Below are 18433 nucleotides of genomic sequence, written 5' to 3'. Positions count from 1 at the left end.
GACTATTGCAAAATAATGGTTGATGCTTCAAACCTGCGCAAACTTAGCTGATAGCCTGATACTTGAATAGCAATAGGGTCGCCAAGTGGAGCGATTCGGGCAATTTTGACGGTTTCGCCTGGCAGGCATCCCATCTCCATAAGCTTTACAGACATTTCCAGGTCTGTAAATTCTTTTACAATTCCTGTCTCTCCAACTTCAAGCTGTTCCAGCGTCATTTTGCAGTTTTTAGACTACAAATGTACGCTTATTTAAAACAAATCCAAATAAGGAGATTATTAACTAAGGTAAAAAGTTAAGAAATATGAGGTTTGGTAGCAGTTTTTAAACTACCAAAATGAGGGCAGCCGCAATCCTTTTTAAAGATGCCGCATGATGAAAGCGTAATTGGAACTAATAGTGCCGCGAGCATGGTCTTAACTTTTTTCATTTGTATGATTGATTGCGTTACTGGTTACTAATACTGCAAAAATTCCCATACACCCACCTATAGTATCAGCCAGTAGATCATTCCAATCACCGCTTCGCCAGGTAAAAACCCGCGACTGAAGTACCTCTATGAAAGCGCCATAGCTAAGTAAAACAATAGTGTTTTTTACCGCTATTTCTATTCGTATAGAGCTTGTATGCCATTTTCTGATGCTGCCGGCACAATACAATACCGAAAGCACAAAAAAAAGCCCGCAATGTACAAGTTTATCAAAGCCGGTAAAAAATATGCCGCGCCCTTCTTTTATACTAATGGGTATACTGCACAGTAACAAAATAAAAAAGGCCCACAAAACAGTAGGCCAATAGTATTTAATTGTATTTTTCATTACTGCCCAATAATGCCTTTATACGCTTCAGCATCTAAAAGGGTTTCCACATCAGCAGGGTTTTTCAGGCTGATTTTTACCATCCATCCCTCGCCATAAGGATCTGTATTAACCAATTCCGGCTGGCTATCCAGTTTGCTGTTTACTTCTAAAACTGTCCCGTCAATGGGCATAAACAGGTCTGAAACTGTTTTTACAGCCTCAACAGTACCAAATACGCTTTCTTTTGTAACGTCCTGACCAACAGTGTTGATATCAATGTAAACGATGTCTCCTAATTCGCCCTGGGCAAACTCGGTTATGCCTATATAAGCTTCGTTGCCTTCAACTCTTACCCACTCGTGGTCGCTTGTGTATTTTAATTCTGCCGGAAAATTCATGTTTTATTTATTTATAGGCCAAAAATAATAAAAGTTTATTACAAATATAGCTGCGCTGTAAGTCAGCACTTAAAACCAAATGAGGGAATATTTGTTAATACCATACAAAAACTAAAAACACCTATCAAAATGAAAAAATTAAGTTTTGTGGCAATGATGGCTATCGCAGCCCTATCATTCCAGGCGTGTAACAATAGCGCAAAAGACAGTAAAGACACCGCAGACAGTGTAAACGCAGTTAAAGACACTACCACCGACGGATCTACAGGTATTGCCGTAAATGAGATGGATGCAAAATTTGCCACTGATGCAGCTAACGCTGGGATGGCAGAAGTAGCTTTAGGTAAGCTGGCATCAGAAAAAGCAGTTGACCCGCAAGTTAAAGAGTTTGGCCAAATGATGGTAATGGACCATACCAAAGCCAATGAAGAGTTAATGGCAATTGCTAAAACCAAAAACATTACTTTACCTACAGCCCCAGATGCAGAGCATCAACAAAAAGAGCAGGAGCTGAGTTCAAAAACAGGGAAAGATTTTGACAAGGCTTATGTTGACGCAATGGTAGACGGCCACAAAAAAGTGGTAGCTATGTTAGAGGACGCATCAAAAAATTGCAAAGATACCGAACTAATGGCTTTTGCTACCAAAACTTTGCCAACTGTTAAGACTCACCTGGCAAAAATTGAAGCTATTCAAAAAGGAATGAAATAATTTAGATTATAAATTATATTAAAAAGCCGCTTAATAAATCATTAAGCGGCTTTTTTAATATAATATTGAAACGTTGCTTAGCTTTTTGCACGTTCTACATACGAGCCGGTAGCTGTATCAACTTTAACCCTGTCTCCTATGTTTATAAATAATGGCACCCTGATTTCGGCACCGGTTTCAACAGTTGCCATTTTTAAGGCGCCGCTTGAGGTGTCGCCTTTAACAGCAGGCTCGGTGTAAGTGATTTCTAATTCTGCAGACCCCGGAATCTGACCCATAATAGCCTCGTCGCTTTCAAAAGCAACAATTACGTTCATGCCTTCTTTTAAAAACTTAACAGCAGGGCCAAATAATGTTTTGGGGACATTGTGCTGGTCATAAGTTGTATTATCCATCACAACCAGCGAGTCGCCATCTTCATATAAATACTGGTAATCATTGGTTTCTACACGGGCAATATCAACCTCTTCATCTGTACGAAAACGATACTCAACCAGCTTGCCGGTTTTTACATTACGCATACGCGCCTGGTAAAACGCACGCAGGTTGCCAGGGGTGCGGTGAATGAACTCTTCTACTTGTACAAGTTCGCCGTTAAAGCGAAGTATATTTCCATTTTTTACGTCAGATGCTTTTGCCATGTTATTTATAATTGAGCGTGCAAAATTAGGTATCTGGAACCAAAGTAGCAAATGCAACAGTGGCTTGTTATATAACGTTTTAGCTTTTATAATCAGCAATACTGATATGCTTTTTACAAAAGCCGTACTCATGTTGCTGGTTTGAACATATAATAGTAAGGCGGCCACTGCTGAATTGCTCAATCAGGCTCAGATACCAGTCTATCCCCTGCGTATCCAGGTTAGAGGTTGGCTCATCAAGCATTAATAAAGGAGTGTCTGAACAAAAAGCCAGCGCCAGTTTTAAACGCTGCTTCATCCCCGAAGAAAAGTGTTTGATTTGCTTGTTATGACTGCCCTGCAGGTTCAGGAGATCTGTTACCGCCTGCTTATCCATACCCGCCTTATACAGCTTAAATTTGAAGTGAAAATTAATCATCTCATTCAATGAAAAATCTTCAATAACCTCTAAATATGGGGCCGACAGACTTAAATGGCGATGTATGTTTTCTGCTTCAATCTCAGCAGTTCCATCATTATAAGTTATTTTACCGGCAGATGGTGTAAGGCTACCATTTAAAACCTGCAGCAGTGTTGACTTTCCAGATCCGTTTGCACCTAATATTGCATAGCTTTCTCCCTGGTGGAATGAATAGTCGATATTTTTAAATATCCATTCGCGGTTGAAACGGCGGCCAATCTTATTAAGGGTGATGTTCATATATGACCATGGACCATGGGCCATAGGCCATGGTCATTTAATTATACCGTACCAAATCCTTTCATAATACCCCGTTGTGAATTTTGCACGAAATTGATGATCTCGTCCCGCTCTATGGTGGGGCTGAATTGAGCCTCTATAATATCGAGCGCTTTAGTAACATTATATTTTTTGAGGAAAATTATGCGATAGATTTCCTGTATTTCATTGATGGTTTCGGCAGAGAAACCTCTACGGCGTAGGCCAACTGAGTTAATACCAATGTAGGATAATGGTTCGCGGCCGGCCTTAGTGTAAGGGGGCACATCCTTACGAACTAAGGATCCTCCGGATATCATACTATGGGCACCTATTTCAACAAATTGGTGCACCGCAGATGTTCCACCTATAAAAGCGTGGTCATAAACATTAATATGGCCGGCAAGCTGTACACTGTTGGCTATAATAACATTATCGCCGATAACGCAATCATGTGCTACGTGCACATATGCCATTAAAAGACAGTTACTGCCAATTGTAGTGGTGTTTTTATCGAGGGCCGTTCCTCTGTTAAGCGTAACACACTCGCGGATAACCGTGTTATCGCCAATAGTTACGGTACTGGGTTCGCCTTTGTATTTTAAATCCTGCGGAGGGGCTGAAACCACCGCTCCAGGAAAAACGCGGCAATTTTTACCAATGCGCGCGCCATCCATTATAACAGAGTTGGAGCCAATCCAGCTGCCTTCGCCTATCTCAACATCTTTATGAATAGTTACAAAGGGTTCAATAACTACGTTATCTGCAATTTTTGCCTGTGGGTGTATATATGCTAACGGCTGTATCATGCTATTACTTATATTTTACAATTTGCGCCATCAGCTCGGCCTCTACAACAATTTTTTCACCAACCATACCAATGCCTTTCATTTGGGCAATACCCCGTCTGATAGGAGCAATCAGGTCGCAACGGAATATTAACGTATCTCCGGGTAAAACCTTGTCTTTAAAACGGGCATTTTCTATTTTAAGGAACAGCGTAAGATAGTTTTCAGGATCTGGCACCGTGTTTAATACCAGGATACCTCCGGTTTGGGCCATGGCTTCTATCTGTAATACGCCCGGCATAACCGGTGCGCCAGGGAAGTGGCCGGCAAAAAAAGGTTCGTTCATGGTAACCCCTTTAAGCCCCACTACGTGCGTTTTAGTAAGCTCCAATATTTTATCTACCAACAGCATGGGCGGGCGGTGCGGCAGTATTTCCATGATCTGCACAGTATCGTAAACCGGCTTCATGTTTGGGTCATACACCTTTATATGTTTACGGCTCCGCTCTTTCTTAATAAGCGACTTTATTTTTTTAGCAAATGCTACGTTTGCAGCGTGGCCCGGCCTTGCAGCCATGATATGGCCTTTAAGTGGTACACCAACAAGGGCCAGGTCGCCAATCATGTCCAGTAATTTGTGCCGCGCCGGCTCGTTCTGATGACGTAGCTCGATATTGTTGAGTATGCCCTGGGGCGCAACATTAATATCCTCACGGTTGAAAAGTTTGGCCAGATGTTTCAATTCGTCCTGGTCAACATCCTTATCAACAACAACAATGGCATTGTTAAGGTCTCCGCCTTTTATCAGGTCATGCTTTACCAGCATTTCCAGTTCATGCAAAAAGCAAAATGTTCGGCTTGAGGCAATTTCCCTTTTAAACTCTTTTAAAGTAGATATGGTGGCATGCTGGCTTCCTAATACCTGGGAGTTATAATCAACCATACAAGTAAAGCGGTAATCGCCGTCGAGCGGCATTGCAACCATGTCTACCTTGCGGTCGGGCTCGGAATAATGAATGTTGTAAGGGATGTGATAATATTCGCGATCTGCTTCCTGCTCCACCAAACCTGTTTCTTCTATAGCGTTGATAAACTGAATAGAGCTGCCATCCATTATGGGGGTTTCCTGGGCATCCATATCTATCAGTACGTTATCAATTTCCAGGCCTACAAGGGCTGCAAGCACATGCTCAACAGTGCTAACGCTTGCTCCATTTTGAGTAAGGGTGGTACCGCGAGATGTATCGGTTACATTATCACAGTCCGCATCAATTACCGGCTGACCGGGCAAATCTATCCGGCGGAATTTATAGCCGTGTTTTTCAGGGGCTGGGTTAAAGGTCATGGTAACGTTCTGGCCGGTATGCAGGCCAACTCCCGAAATAGATACAGGTGCTTTAATTGTACGTTGTTTTACATTCATTTTGTATAAATCATTGCTCATTAGCTCATTCGGTTGTTATGCAAGAGACAGGCCATTTGCAAACGAATGTTACTGCGCATCTTTTTTTAAATCTTTTATTAGTTTTTCAAGCTCCCTTACCCTTTGTTCAAGCTCAGGCAGGCGGCGGGTATTAACATGCGCCCGAAGATAGTCTTTATAGGGTAAATAAGGCGAGCCTCCCCACTGTTTATTAGCCTCTTTTATAGAGCTGTTGATGCCGGTTTGTGCACCAAACTGGCTGCCATCAGCAATAGTTAAATGGCCAGCAAAACCTACCTGCCCGCCAATAACTACTCGCGCGCCAATTCTGGTACTGCCGGATATGCCTGATTGAGCAGCAATAACGGTGTTGTTGCCCACCTCTGCATTATGGGCTATTTGTACCAGGTTGTCAATTTTTGCGCCCTTGCGTATAACTGTCGACCCCATGGTAGCCCGGTCAATCGTAGTGTTTGCTCCTACTTCAACATCATCCTCTATTATAACATTGCCAATTTGTGCTATTTTGGTATAGCTTCCATCCGGGTTAGGGGCAAAACCAAACCCATCGCTACCAATAACAGCACCAGAATGTATGGTAACATTATCGCCAATCGAACAATCAAAATAAACTTTGACACCAGGGAACAACGTAACATTGTTTCCAAGTGATACATTGTCTGCAATATAACAATTAGGGTAAACTTTGCAGTTATCGCCAATTTTAACATTCTGGCCAATGTATGCAAAAGCGCCAATATATGCCTTGCTGCCTACCTGCGCGGATTCATGTATAAAGCAGGGCTGTTCTACACCTTCTTTATAAAGCTTAAAAGTGTTATATTTTTCTAACAGTAAGGTAAAGGCGCTGTAAGCGTTTTCTACACGTATAAGTGTGGCTTTAACCGCAGCGGTAAGCTGCTGATTATTGTTGATGATAACGATAGAGGCGCCGGTTGTATACAAATACTGCTCATATTTAAGGTTAGCTAAAAACGAAAGCGAGCCACTTTTTGCTTCCTCAATTTTGGCCAGTTGATCAACGGTAACATCAGCGTCACCTTCAACCGTACCGTTTAGCATTAAGGCTATATCCCTGGCAGTAAATTGCATCGTACAAAGTTAAATGTTAAAACTAAAGCAACAAATTATTAAGTTTTAGGCATTATACGTTTAAACCAAGCTTTTGGTGTAACACAGGATGTGTTTTTTCACTGTTTTTGACAAGGCCTCCAGGTTTGAGTTGTCGCTGGCAAGTGTTATATCAATAATGCTGTTGTCCTTTTTAAGTATATGAATATTTCCATCTCCTTTGTTATAAGCATTGTTTCTGATGCTATCCGTAAAAACAAAATATGAAGCTTCGTATCGTGATATGTTATATAACTTACCAGCCTTTTCTGTTAACTCATCAACAGTCTTTTGTTCAAAGGCTGTTGACGATATATCTACATGATAAAGCTTTCGGTTAATAAAGTTATGGCAAAGGGTTGCTAAAACCCAGTCTTTGCTGCCAGCCCATATTTTTACTGCAGCCATTACATCGGTATCATCCAGCAAGGCAAAAACTTTAAGGTGTTCCGGGTTAGCTATAAACTCCTGTTTATTTATTTCATTATCTAAAAAATAGCTTAAAGCAGGCGTTAGCTGAAAGCGCATGCCTTTTAAAGCCAGTTCGCGGGCACGGTTAAATATTTTACAAAGCAACTGCTCGGCAGCAATAACCGTTTTATGCAGATATACCTGCCAGTACATCAGGCGGCGTGCAATTAAAAACTTTTCAATCGAGTAGATACCCTTTTCTTCAATTACCACGCTATCATCTTTAACAACCAGCATTTTTATAATACGGTCAGAGCTGATTACCCCTTCAGAAACACCGGTAAAAAAGCTATCTCGGTTAAGGTAATCAAGGCGGTCCATATCCAGCTGGCTGCTTACAAGTTGATGTAAAAACCGTTTGGAGTAGGTGCCTCTAAAAATGCTTATGGCAAGCGAAAGCCTTCCGCCGAATTCTTCATTAAGCTTATTCATCAAAAGGATAGAAATATCCTCGTGGCTTATTTCTTCAATTATAGTGTGCTCCAAAGCATGTGAGAACGGGCCATGGCCAACATCATGCAGTAAAATTGCAATTAAAAGCCCCTCTTTCTCTTCGGGAGATATATCTGCACCCTTATTGCACAACGTTTCTATAGCCAGCCCCATTAAGTGCATAGCTCCAAGAGCGTGATGAAAGCGTGTATGCAATGCCCCGGGGTAAACCAGGTGAGTCATGCCCAGCTGTTTGATATAGCGCAGGCGCTGAAAGTAAGGATGGTCTATCAGATCGTAAACCAGCTCTGTTGGAATGCTGATGAAGCCGTAAACAGGATCGTTTATTATTTTTTTCTTATTCAAAAAGGGTAGTTTTCTGCAAAGGTGCCTAAATATGACAAAACAAGCACCCGGTTTTTGTTAATAAATGTTAATCCTTTGCATAATTTTACAACAAATTATACAACCTATAGGTTATAGGGTGGTAAAATTAAATATATTATGCAGGACACCACAATTTTATGGGCCGATGACGAAATTGATCTACTGAGACCGCATATTCTTTTTCTTAATGAAAAAGGGTATAAGGTTACTACTGTTACCAATGGGAACGATGCCGTAGATGAATTTAAAAAGAACTTTTACGATCTGGTGTTTTTGGATGAGAATATGCCGGGCCTTACCGGACTTGAAACATTATCGGAAATTAAAAACATCAATAACGATGTACCTATTGTACTTATCACCAAAAATGAAGAAGAGTACCTGATGGAAGATGCGATAGGCTCGAAAATTGACGACTACCTGATAAAGCCTGTACATCCGAAGCAGATATTGCTCACTATAAAAAAACTGACTGAGAATAAACGCCTGGTTACAGAGAAAACTACTATGGCCTACCAGCAGGACTTTCGCACGCTGGGCATGACACTAAATGATAACCTGAGTTACCAGGAATGGGTAGAGGTATATAAAAAACTGATTTACTGGGAATTGGAGCTTGAGGCATTGCAGGACAGCGGTATGCACGAAATACTTACCTTGCAAAAAGCCGAAGCAAACGTACAGTTTTGCAAGTTTGTTGAAAAGAATTATCTGAACTGGCTGAAAAGCCCTGAGGATGCGCCTATCAATTCGCCACAGCTGTTTAAAAAGAAAGTTTTTCCACGCCTGGAGGGCAGCAACGTGCCAGTGTTTTTTATCTTGATAGATAACCTGCGGTACGACCAGTTCAGGATTATCAACCCGCTGATCTCAGAGTACTTCAGGCTGGAGGAAGAAGACACTTATTACAGCATATTGCCTACTGCCACACAATATGCACGTAACGCCATATTTTCGGGCCTGATGCCGCTTGAAATGGAAAGCCGTTACCCGCAGATGTGGCAAAATGACGAGGATGAGGGCGGTAAAAACCTATATGAGGCCGAGTTTCTGGCAGATCATCTTAAGCGGGTTTTACGCCGTGATGTTAAGCATTCTTATCATAAGATATTGAATATTGACGAAGGCCGCGCGCTTAACGAATCGGTAAATAATCTGATGAATAATGAGCTAAATGTGGTAGTTTACAACTTTGTAGACATGCTTAGCCATGCCCGCACAGATATGCAGATGATACGCGAGCTGGCAAGTGATGATGCCGCTTACCGGTCGTTAACGCTATCGTGGTTTGAGCATTCGCCACTGTACGACCTGTTAAAGTATCTTTCGCAAAAACAGGTGAAAGTTGTTATCACCACCGATCATGGGACTATCAGGGTTAAAAATCCGAGTAAAATAATTGGCGACCGAAATACAAATACCAACCTGCGTTATAAACAGGGAAAAAATTTAAATTTCAATGCCAAGGAAGTATTCCATATACGTAACCCGCATGATGCCCAGTTACCAAAGCTGCATGTAAGCTCAAGTTTTGTATTCGCCAAAAGCGACAGCTATTTTGTTTACCCCAATAACTATAATCATTTCGTTAATTTTTACAACGAAACTTTTCAGCACGGGGGCATATCCCTGGAGGAAATGATAATCCCGATAGTTACTTACGGAACTAAATAAGTAGAGTACGCTTTGCTGTTTTTGCTTTAAAAGCAGCATTGTATTTTTAACGCATGGAAATACAAACCACAACCTTAGCTGACCTGAAAGGTGCCGCCGCAGAAATACTTAAAGCAGCGGGTGATAACCGGATATTCCTTTTTTATGGTGAAATGGGCGCGGGTAAAACCACGCTGATCAAAGCGCTATGCAGATCACTTGGTGTAACAGATGATGTTACCAGCCCAACATTTTCTATTGTGAACGAGTACAGGAGCGCTGATGGCCCTGTATATCATTTTGATTTTTATCGCCTTAAGCACCATAACGAGGCGCTTGATATGGGATATGAGGAGTACTTTTATTCGGGAAATTATTGTTTTATTGAGTGGCCGGAGAAAATCGCTGATCTTGTGCCCGAGTTTTATACAGGTGTGCGTATTCACATACTTGAAGAACAAAAGCGACAGTTGTGTATCGAAAACATTTAGCATAAAGCGGCTTTTTTTATTATCTTCATCAGCCGGAAAAACCAAGTAAAAAATGAGTTCAGGGAAATACAGTGGGTTTTCAAGTGTTGCCAGGCAGGCAATGCTGCAGCCCCAGGAATCGATGCTTGAGGTTAAAAGCAGCAAAAAGAAACTTTACATAGGTATTCCAAAAGAGATCTCATTTCAGGAAAACCGCATTGCGCTTACTCCCTTGTCAGTAGCCCTGCTGGTAAACAACGGCCATGATGTACTGCTGGAAAGCAACGCCGGACAGGCCGCAAACTTTACCGACAATAATTACAGCGAGCAGGGGGCTCAAATAGTTTACGATACCAAGAAGGTTTATGAGGCAGATATTGTTATCAAAATAGCGCCCCCCACCATGGACGAAATTGCCATGATGAAACCCGGGCAGCTACTGATATCAACCCTGCAGGTATCAACCATGAAAGCCGAGTGCCTGCATGCGCTTATAAATAAAAAAATAACCGCCCTGTGCTTTGAGCACCTTGAGGACGAAGGAGGCTCGCTCACTGTTGTGCGCGCCATGAGCGAGATTGTAGGGGCAACATCGGTTTTGATAGCTGCCGAGTACCTGAGCAATATTTTTGAAGGCAAAGGGCTGATGCTGGGGGGAATAACCGGCGTTCCGCCAACAGAAATTGTGATACTTGGCGCAGGTACGGTAGGTGAGTATGCCGCCCGTACGGCTATATCCTTAGGAGCCGAAGTAAAGGTGTTCGATCCATCTATCTATAAACTCCGCCGCCTGCAAAATAATATCGGGGCACGTGTGTTTACCTCCGTAGTGCAACCCATAGTGCTCGAAAAAGCAATCACCACCTGCGATGTTGCCATCGGCGCCATCAGGGCTGAAGACGGCCGCAGCCCATGCATTGTTTCAGAAGCTACCGTGAGCCGTATGAAGCCCAATTCTGTGATCATTGATGTTAGTATAGACCAGGGTGGCTGTTTTGAAACCTCGGAAGTTACCAACCATACTCATCCGGTATTCCGTAAATATGATGTGATACACTATTGCGTTCCAAATATCGCTTCGCGCGTAGCACGCACAGCTACATATGCCCTTACCAATATATTCGCACCTATATTGGTAGATATTGGCGAAATGGGGAGCCTGAAAAACGTTATATGGCAAAAAGCCGGCATACGTAAAGCGGTTTACATATATCAGGGCCAGTTAACCAATAAATATCTTGGCGAGCGGTTTAATATTGCAAGTAAAGATCTGGACCTGCTTGTGGTGTCAAATCACTAATAATTAATAAAACGGTCTTACTGTTTCGGGGTGATTGATTTCCGGCAAATAAATATCGGGTATTTGGTTTTCATGATGCTGATCGCCGTAATAAGCTATATCAAGCTTGGGTAATTGGTTGTCTTTTACAGTTACGGTAAATAGCATATCATAATCCTGTTCGCTTAATGCTGCAAACGGAGCATTAACCCCAAGATAATTAAGCAATGGCATCAAGGTATTTGAGTGTCCGACAACAAGCACATTGCTGCCCTGGAAGTTTTTAAGGATACTTTTTGCAAACTGCTTTAAACCAAGGCTATCGCTTGCATAAATGCGTGGCAGTAGTTTAAGCTTATAGGCCAATGGCTTTGCTGTTAAGCCGCTCCTTTTAAAGCTGGTAATATAAATAGCTTTAATGTGCTTACCTTTTAATTCTTTTACAATAGCTTCTGCTCTTTTTTGCCCGGCCGTGCTCAATACAGGGTCCTGAGGCGGTGGCAACGTCACTTCTGTTTCGGCATGCCTGATCAGGTAAATTGTAGTCTTTTGTGCTAAGGCATCATAATTGCTTATTAACAAACAAAATAGCGTCAACTTAAAAAAGTTGGCTGATTTTAATACAATTTTCATAAAACGGTGTTATCTGATAGAGCACTGTAGTAACAAATATATTTTATTTTAACATGAAATTTTTTAGCAAAGAGTATTTAAAACAGTTTGGGAAAGTAATTATGGCCACATTTAGCGGCTTTTCTAATGATAATGGTTTAAAATTCAGCGCCTCACTTGCCTACTACACTGTGTTTTCTATAGCACCTTTGTTAATACTTATAATATCCTTAGCCGGACTTTTTTTAGGCCCCGATGCTGCAACTAACAGGCTTTATCCACAAATAGAACATTATGTGGGCTCCAAAGCTGCACTTCAAATACAAGACATGCTAAAAGGCTTGCAATTTTCAGGAAAAACAGGCTTGGCCGTAGTTATAAGCGTTGTTACCTTATTGGTTGGTGCCAGTAGCATTTTTCTTGAAATACAGGATTCGTTAAACATCATATGGAGGGTAAAAGCAAAACCTAAAAAGGGTTGGGTAAAAATGCTTCAAAACAGATTTTTGTCTTTTTCTCTAATCATTAGTTTAGGGTTTTTGCTGCTGGCCTCGCTGGTCGTGAATTTGTTAATGTCTGCTTTGCAGGAAAGGATTACCCGCTTTTTACCAGAGGTAACCGAACTTTTAATTAAAGGCATTAACCTCTTTATATCCTTTGTTGTTATATCTGTACTGTTTGGTATAATATTCAAATTTTTGCCCGATGTTAAAATAAAATGGAAGGATGTGCGCTCTGGTGCAATGTTTACAGCAGTTCTTTTTATGTTGGGGCAATACATTATAAGCTTGTATATTACCTATACGGCACAAGGCTCTACTTATGGTGCTGCAGGATCGTTAATTGTTATCCTCGTGTGGATCTACTATACATCAGCCATATTGTATATAGGCGCGGAGTTTACGCAAGTATATGCGGAAGCTATAGGAAGCCATATAGAGCCGGCCGAGTACGCGGTTCATATTCAGCAAACAGAGGTTGAACAAAATGTGAGCAAACTTCCCCCTCAAAATCCGGATTTACAAGGTAATTTGAAATGCGACGATAAAGAGCAGAAGTCATAATACAACCAACCCTTTAACGGTTGTCTGTCGACATTTCTAAGCTGTTGACCGATATCCCTGTTCATCAAATCTTAACTATGTTATTATTATAAAATAATAATGTAGCTTTAAGTTCCAATTGTAACCAGGTGTCGGCCGGTCTTTCCATATTTGTCAGTTACAAGCGTGTGTGGCTTGCGTTTATTTTGTGTTGCCTGTTTTTATCGGCAAGGGCGCAGTATTTTGAGTTAATTGCAGATACCAAAAGGGTAAATATTCCTTTTAAGCTAATGCGTAATATGGTAATTATTACGCTGCGTATTAACAATAAAGGCCCGTACAATTTTATATTAGATACAGGTGTGGGCGTAATGATAGTTACTGACCATACTATTACAGACTCTATCAATATCCCTAATCGCCGAACAATAAAACTGGGCGGGATGGGTGAGGGCGATGCCTTTGAAGCAATAGTCACCCAACCCCTGGATATACAAATACCAGGTTTAACCAGTAAAGGAGTCCCCGCAGCTATATTAAAAAAAGACATTTTCAATTTATCAGGTTATGTAGGGATGCCGGTGCATGGCTTAATAGGCTATGACTTTTTTAGCGCCTTGGCCGTCAAAATCAACTTTAGCGACAGTTTAATAACCGTAAGCAGGTCTAAAGATCTGAAAGCATTCAGGAGGAGCCAGAAAATACCTATTTCAATAGAAGACAAAAAACCTTACCTGCAAACCCGGATCACACTTGCTGATGGGACTACTGTAAACAATAAGTTCATTATTGATCTGGGGGCCGGGCATCCACTATCATTAGAAAACATGATACAAAAATATGGGTTGCCTGAAAAGTATATACCGGCAAACCTGGGGGTAGCGCTTAACGGACCTATAACCGGGTATCTAAGCCGGATAAAAAGCTTACAATTAGGTAAGTATAACCTAAGTAATGTAATTACTTCTTTTCCGGATAAAGATTATGTGCAACGAACCTACAGTGTACCCCGCGACGGAAACATTGGTATGGGGATATTAAAAAAATTTAACCTTGTTTTTGATTATTCAAACGGACTACTATATATCAAGCCTAATAATACATTTAAAGCCCCATTTGAACATGATATGAGCGGAATAGAATATTATCTTGCAGGAGAAAACCTATCGCACTTAATTATAGGCAGAGTTGCCCCCGGCTCTCCTGCCGATGATATAGGCCTGCTTAAAGATGATGAAATAACCTCTATTAATTTTAAGCCCGTTTCAAAAATGAACGCTGAAGAGATAGATGCTTTCTTTAAAACCACAGAACGGAGCCTTCTGCTCGAAATTTACCACGATAAAAAGTACGATCGTGTTATTCTTACACTCAAACGGCGTATTTAGTAACAAACTTATTGCGTTGCGTTTTAATGCAATTACATATTTTTACTCCCTGCTAATTAATTAAACTATGAACAAATATCTACAGGTAAACACTTACCTGAAAGCAGCTTTTTTTGTAGCTGCAACCGTAGTTACATCCTGCGCTTCTAAAAAGCAGGCCGAGCATACGGTTACTTTAAAAACATCCACAACGGCTGGCGGCTCAAGCGCTTCGGCTACTATTGGTACAGGTAAAAAAGAGGGGATAAAAAAGTTTAGCGATCTGGTAGGTAAAGCCAAGGCAGATAGCGGGCTGTTTGCTACTTATAAAATAGACGGTAAATATTATTTTGAGATCCCAGACAGCCTTATTGGTCGCGAAATGCTGGTTGTTACCCGTTTTGTAAAAACACCGGCAGGTTTAAAATCTTTTGGCCAGCAATATGGCGGCGAAGAATTGAATGATCAGGTTTGGAAATGGGAGCGGCACGATAAGCAGATATTTGTAAGGGTGCCAAGCTACTCTGTACGTGCCGATAGCACCAGCGATATGTATCAATCGGTTAAAAACTCAAACCTTGATGCAGTACTTGCATCCTTTGATATTAAAGCCTACAATAAAGATACTACCGGCGTACTCATTGATGTTACAGATTTATATAATGGCGATGTTGCCGCTTTAGGAATTTCAGATAATATTAAAAAGCAATATAAAATATCCGGATTAGATAATACCCGATCTTTCATAGATACCATTAAAAGTTTCCCGATTAACATCGAGACACGTACACTTAAAACGTACAGGGCAGGGGCATCACCAACTGATAACAGTACGGCCGCTTTAACGTTCGAGCTAAACACTTCAATGCTTTTATTACCGAAAACCCCAATGAAGCCTCGCCTCAATGATAACCGCGTAGGGTTTTTTGGCCAGCAGCAGGTTGATTATGGCACCGATGCTCAAAAGGCCGAGCGTACCGGTTACATCCATCGATGGAGGCTGGAGCCTAAAGACGAAGCTGCTTACGCACGCGGCGAACTGGTTGAGCCTAAAAAACAAATTATTTACTACATAGATCCGGCTACACCAAAAAAATGGGTGCCATATTTAATTGCAGGGGTAAATGATTGGAACAAGGCTTTTGAAGCAGCGGGTTTCAAGAATGCTATTGTTGGCAAGGTAGCGCCTACTGCGAAAGAAGACCCTGAATTTAGTACTGAAGACGCACGTTACAGCGTTTTAAGATATTTCGCATCTGATGTTCAAAACGCTTACGGCCCGCATATATCAGACCCCCGCAGCGGCGAAATCTTAGAAAGCCACGTTGGCTGGTACCATAATGTAATGAGCTTGCTTCGGAACTGGTTTTTTATCCAGACAGCAGCTGTTAACCCTAATGTACGAATGGCGAAGTTTAGCGATGAGCAGATGGGAGAGCTGATCCGCTTTGTATCTTCTCATGAAATTGGGCATACATTAGGTTTGCCGCATAATTTTGGTTCGAGTTACGCTTACCCTGTTGATTCACTTCGCTCTAAAACTTTTACAGATAAGCATGGCACCGCGCCATCCATAATGGATTATGCGCGCTTTAACTATATAGCACAACCGGGCGATGGTGTTACACATCTTTATCCGCAAATTGGTGAATACGACCTATGGTCCGTTAAATGGGGATATACTTATTTCACTGGCAATAAATCACCAAAACAGGAAAAACAAATTCTGGATGTTTGGACTATGGAAAAAGCAGGAAATCCATTGTATTACTATGGCCGGCAGGGCACTTCTATAGACCCGCGCCTGCAAAGTGAAGATCTTGGCGACAATGCCATGAAGGCGAGCCGTTATGGTATTGCCAACTTGAAACGAATATTGCCTAACATTGAAAAATGGACTTTCCAAACGGGAGAGGATTACGATGACCTGGAGACAATATATAATGAAGTGATAGGCCAGTTTAATCGTTACATCGGCCATGTTACCATGAACATTGGCGGTATGAACGAAAACTTTAAAACCTATGATCAGCAAGGGCCAATTTATGGATTCGTAAACAAAAACCTTCAGCATGATGCAGTGGTGTTTTTAAATGAACAGTTGTTCAATACACCAGCCTGGCTAATCAATCGCCGCGAATTAAGTAAATTTGATAATGGTGTAACCATTGGCAGAATAAAAGCCTTACAGGTAAATGCTATTGCCAATGTACTTAATGCATCGCGCCTGGCCAGGATGTTTGATAACGAAACAAAAAGCGGAGCGAGTGCCTATACGGTTAACAACTTACTGACCGATCTTCGGGCCGGTATTTTTTCAAAAAACGCTCCGGATGCCTTTAAGCGTAACTTGCAACGCGGCTACATTGAAAACCTTAAAGTATTGTTAAATGAAGACGTTAGCAGAAGCTTCCCCGGGGTTACATCCGCCCAACTGGCCAATATGGGCTTAACGCCTATAAATATATCGCTGTCTGATATCAGGCCGATGGTACGTGCCGAACTTGTTAAAATCAGTGCTGGCCTGCCAAAAAGTGGTGATGCCATTATCAAGGCTCATTATGATGATTTAAGGTTGAGAATAAAAGAAGCCCTTAACCCAACCCGTCCAATTGTTAATGTGCCGGGGAGCCCCCAAACAGGCATATACGAAGACCTGAACGAGAACGGGCTTGAATATTAAACCACATAAAGAAAGCCCGGTGCGCATGCGTACCGGGCTTTATATAAAATTGAACACTTGTTTTTATTTTAGTTGACTGATATTTTCAAAAAAAGCAGCTTGTATATCTAAAAGGGTTTTAACATTTATTTTTTCGCCATAGGTGTCAAAGCATAAAAATTTGGCCTTATTATGATCATCACCCTTTTCTCTTTCATAAAAGTTGAAAGTTTCAAAAAAATAATGGTTAGTAGTAACGTTACTTCTGTTACTTGTTTGAGACGAATTAAGCTTAAAGCCGATCGCGTCCATCCATTTATGCACCCTGGCGTGCAACGACCCTCTTAAGTTATCCATAGGTTAAAGATTTTTAATTTCTAACGAAAATTTCGTGCCAAAAGTTACGGTTAAGTAAATCAAATTTTAAACAATGGTGGATAGCTGATGTGAACTGTGATTCAGTTAATTAATCCAGGGCAATGAAATATATTTTCTTGATAATATATATTTGAAACTTATTGTGAATATGCCCGTACAAACAGCTTAACTTATCTGAACCATATGAGAAGAAACAGACTAATAGTACTTGCCATTGCTTTTTGCTTTCTGAGCATAAGCGCATGTAAAAAATCTACAACGCCAGGGCCACAAGGTCCGCAGGGTGAAACCGGTGCAACTGGGGCAACTGGAGCTACAGGCCCGCAAGGCCCTCAGGGCCCGCAGGGACCAACCGGAGCTACTGGTCCGCAGGGGCCGGCAGGGCCACAGGGCCCTCAAGGCCCGGCAGGCCCCGAAGGACCTACTGGTGCAACCGGAGCTACGGGCGCTACTGGCCCGCAGGGTCCAGCGGGGCCACAAGGACCACAGGGGCCGCAGGGACCAGCCGGATCAAACGGGCAGAATGGTAAAGATGCTGAGGTGCAAAGTTTCATCCTTGAAAACAGAGGAGTTACATTAACGGGCTTCACTACATTGCCTGTTCCGGCAATTACCCAGGATATTGTAGACAGGGGGATAGTATTTGTATATTTTAAAGTAACCGGTACTAACACTGGCTATTATGCACTGCCATATAGTGAAAATGACAGGGCCCTAAGTGTGTCTAACTACGGTGTTGGGTATGTAAATATAAAAGCGAACTTTACCGTAAACTCTGGCCTTGATTTTAGGATCGTAATAATTCCCGGTACTTCACTTAGTACATTGTCGGTTACTCATCCCGGCCTAAATGTTCGAAATTTCAGTCAGGTAGCATCGGCATTTAACCTTAAATGATTATGAAATAATACAACAATTATAACAGATTATTAATGAGGCCCTCTGACCGGAGGGCCTTTTTTATGACTTATGTAACAATTGTATTAACCCTGTGGCTATGAATGTAACAATGCTATGATTATTAATTATTTAAAGCCAATTAAGTGAACATTTGCACAATAAATGCATT

At 41.6% G+C, this 18433-nt stretch carries 19 protein-coding genes; 8 read left to right on the top strand and 11 right to left on the bottom strand.

Annotated features, from left to right (window positions below):
* Positions 1-2: 2 nt before the first annotated feature.
* The 3 genes from ACFQZX_RS16835 to gcvH all read right to left on the bottom strand — a co-directional run bounded on the left by ACFQZX_RS16835 (position 3) and on the right by gcvH (position 1198).
* Entirely contained in the window at positions 3-218 is a 216-nt protein-coding gene (locus tag ACFQZX_RS16835) for a FeoA family protein (protein ID WP_377117556.1), read from the bottom strand.
* A gap of 198 nt (positions 219-416) precedes the next feature.
* On the bottom strand, positions 417-818 hold the full coding sequence (locus tag ACFQZX_RS16830; RefSeq protein ID WP_377117554.1) for a VanZ family protein: 402 nt from the start codon (positions 816-818) through the stop codon (positions 417-419).
* Positions 818-1198, bottom strand: coding sequence for a glycine cleavage system protein GcvH (gene gcvH / locus ACFQZX_RS16825; protein WP_377117552.1), 381 nt, complete (start codon positions 1196-1198; stop codon positions 818-820). The genes ACFQZX_RS16830 and gcvH overlap by 1 nt, the downstream gene beginning before the upstream one ends.
* A gap of 129 nt (positions 1199-1327) precedes the next feature.
* Between gcvH and ACFQZX_RS16820 the strand changes: the two genes are divergently transcribed.
* Positions 1328-1909, top strand: a complete 582-nt coding sequence (locus ACFQZX_RS16820) for a DUF4142 domain-containing protein (protein WP_377117550.1) — start codon at positions 1328-1330, stop codon at positions 1907-1909.
* 77 nt (positions 1910-1986) lie between these two features.
* On the opposite strand, the gene efp is transcribed toward ACFQZX_RS16820, so the two are convergent.
* The 6 genes from efp to ACFQZX_RS16790 form a co-directional block, all read right to left on the bottom strand.
* Positions 1987-2550, bottom strand: a complete 564-nt coding sequence (gene efp, locus ACFQZX_RS16815) for an elongation factor P (protein WP_377118609.1) — start codon at positions 2548-2550, stop codon at positions 1987-1989.
* A 79-nt stretch (positions 2551-2629) separates the two neighbouring features.
* Entirely contained in the window at positions 2630-3250 is a 621-nt protein-coding gene (locus ACFQZX_RS16810; protein WP_377118607.1) for an ABC transporter ATP-binding protein, read from the bottom strand.
* Between the two features lie 41 nt (positions 3251-3291).
* Positions 3292-4077 carry an acyl-ACP--UDP-N-acetylglucosamine O-acyltransferase gene (lpxA, locus tag ACFQZX_RS16805; protein WP_377117548.1) on the bottom strand — a complete coding sequence of 262 codons (786 nt, stop codon included), beginning with the start codon at positions 4075-4077 and terminating at the stop codon, positions 3292-3294.
* A gap of 4 nt (positions 4078-4081) precedes the next feature.
* Positions 4082-5479 carry a bifunctional UDP-3-O-[3-hydroxymyristoyl] N-acetylglucosamine deacetylase/3-hydroxyacyl-ACP dehydratase gene (locus tag ACFQZX_RS16800; RefSeq protein WP_377117546.1) on the bottom strand — a complete coding sequence of 466 codons (1398 nt, stop codon included), beginning with the start codon at positions 5477-5479 and terminating at the stop codon, positions 4082-4084.
* Between the two features lie 69 nt (positions 5480-5548).
* The gene (gene lpxD / locus ACFQZX_RS16795; RefSeq protein WP_377117544.1) at positions 5549-6592 is read right to left on the bottom strand and encodes a UDP-3-O-(3-hydroxymyristoyl)glucosamine N-acyltransferase; all 1044 of its coding nucleotides are present in this window, start codon (positions 6590-6592) and stop codon (positions 5549-5551) included.
* 60 nt (positions 6593-6652) lie between these two features.
* Positions 6653-7879, bottom strand: a complete 1227-nt coding sequence (locus tag ACFQZX_RS16790) for an HD domain-containing protein (protein WP_377117542.1) — start codon at positions 7877-7879, stop codon at positions 6653-6655.
* A 138-nt stretch (positions 7880-8017) separates the two neighbouring features.
* Between ACFQZX_RS16790 and porX the strand changes: the two genes are divergently transcribed.
* From porX to ACFQZX_RS16775, 3 genes are read left to right on the top strand one after another with little or no spacing between them, the layout of a single operon-like run.
* On the top strand, positions 8018-9574 hold the full coding sequence (porX, locus tag ACFQZX_RS16785) for a T9SS response regulator signal transducer PorX (RefSeq protein WP_377117540.1): 1557 nt from the start codon (positions 8018-8020) through the stop codon (positions 9572-9574).
* 53 nt (positions 9575-9627) lie between these two features.
* A complete protein-coding gene (gene tsaE / locus ACFQZX_RS16780) occupies positions 9628-10044 on the top strand; it encodes a tRNA (adenosine(37)-N6)-threonylcarbamoyltransferase complex ATPase subunit type 1 TsaE (RefSeq protein WP_377117537.1) in 417 nt (138 codons plus the stop codon).
* A gap of 52 nt (positions 10045-10096) precedes the next feature.
* Positions 10097-11323, top strand: a complete 1227-nt coding sequence (locus ACFQZX_RS16775) for an alanine dehydrogenase (protein WP_377117535.1) — start codon at positions 10097-10099, stop codon at positions 11321-11323.
* A 3-nt stretch (positions 11324-11326) separates the two neighbouring features.
* Here ACFQZX_RS16775 and ACFQZX_RS16770 read toward each other — a convergent pair whose 3' ends face one another.
* Positions 11327-11935: a histidine phosphatase family protein gene (locus ACFQZX_RS16770; protein WP_377117533.1), complete on the bottom strand. Its 609-nt coding sequence runs from the start codon at positions 11933-11935 to the stop codon at positions 11327-11329.
* Between the two features lie 53 nt (positions 11936-11988).
* Here ACFQZX_RS16770 and ACFQZX_RS16765 point away from each other — a divergent pair, with 53 nt between their 5' ends.
* The 3 genes from ACFQZX_RS16765 (at position 11989) to ACFQZX_RS16755 (ending at position 17007) form a co-directional block, all read left to right on the top strand.
* Positions 11989-12978, top strand: coding sequence for a YihY/virulence factor BrkB family protein (locus ACFQZX_RS16765; protein WP_377117531.1), 990 nt, complete (start codon positions 11989-11991; stop codon positions 12976-12978).
* Positions 12979-13106: 128 nt separating this feature from the next.
* Positions 13107-14345: an aspartyl protease family protein gene (locus ACFQZX_RS16760; RefSeq protein ID WP_377117529.1), complete on the top strand. Its 1239-nt coding sequence runs from the start codon at positions 13107-13109 to the stop codon at positions 14343-14345.
* A gap of 67 nt (positions 14346-14412) precedes the next feature.
* Positions 14413-17007: a zinc-dependent metalloprotease gene (locus ACFQZX_RS16755; protein ID WP_377117526.1), complete on the top strand. Its 2595-nt coding sequence runs from the start codon at positions 14413-14415 to the stop codon at positions 17005-17007.
* Positions 17008-17070: 63 nt separating this feature from the next.
* Here the strand turns inward: ACFQZX_RS16755 and ACFQZX_RS16750 are convergent, their stop codons facing one another.
* Positions 17071-17343 (bottom strand): hypothetical protein, encoded by a 273-nt coding sequence (locus ACFQZX_RS16750; RefSeq protein ID WP_377117524.1) that lies wholly within the window; start codon positions 17341-17343, stop codon positions 17071-17073.
* 204 nt (positions 17344-17547) lie between these two features.
* On the opposite strand from ACFQZX_RS16750, the gene ACFQZX_RS16745 reads away from it, so the two are divergent.
* Positions 17548-18261, top strand: a complete 714-nt coding sequence (locus ACFQZX_RS16745; protein ID WP_377117522.1) for a hypothetical protein — start codon at positions 17548-17550, stop codon at positions 18259-18261.
* Positions 18262-18433: the final 172 nt, after the last annotated feature.

Origin of the sequence: Mucilaginibacter litoreus (assembly GCF_042676805.1) — a bacterium.
Taxonomy (GTDB): Bacteria; Bacteroidota; Bacteroidia; order Sphingobacteriales; family Sphingobacteriaceae; genus Mucilaginibacter; species Mucilaginibacter litoreus.
The sequence above is the reverse complement of the archived record's forward strand: the minus strand, read 5'-3'. Positions and strand labels throughout refer to the sequence as shown.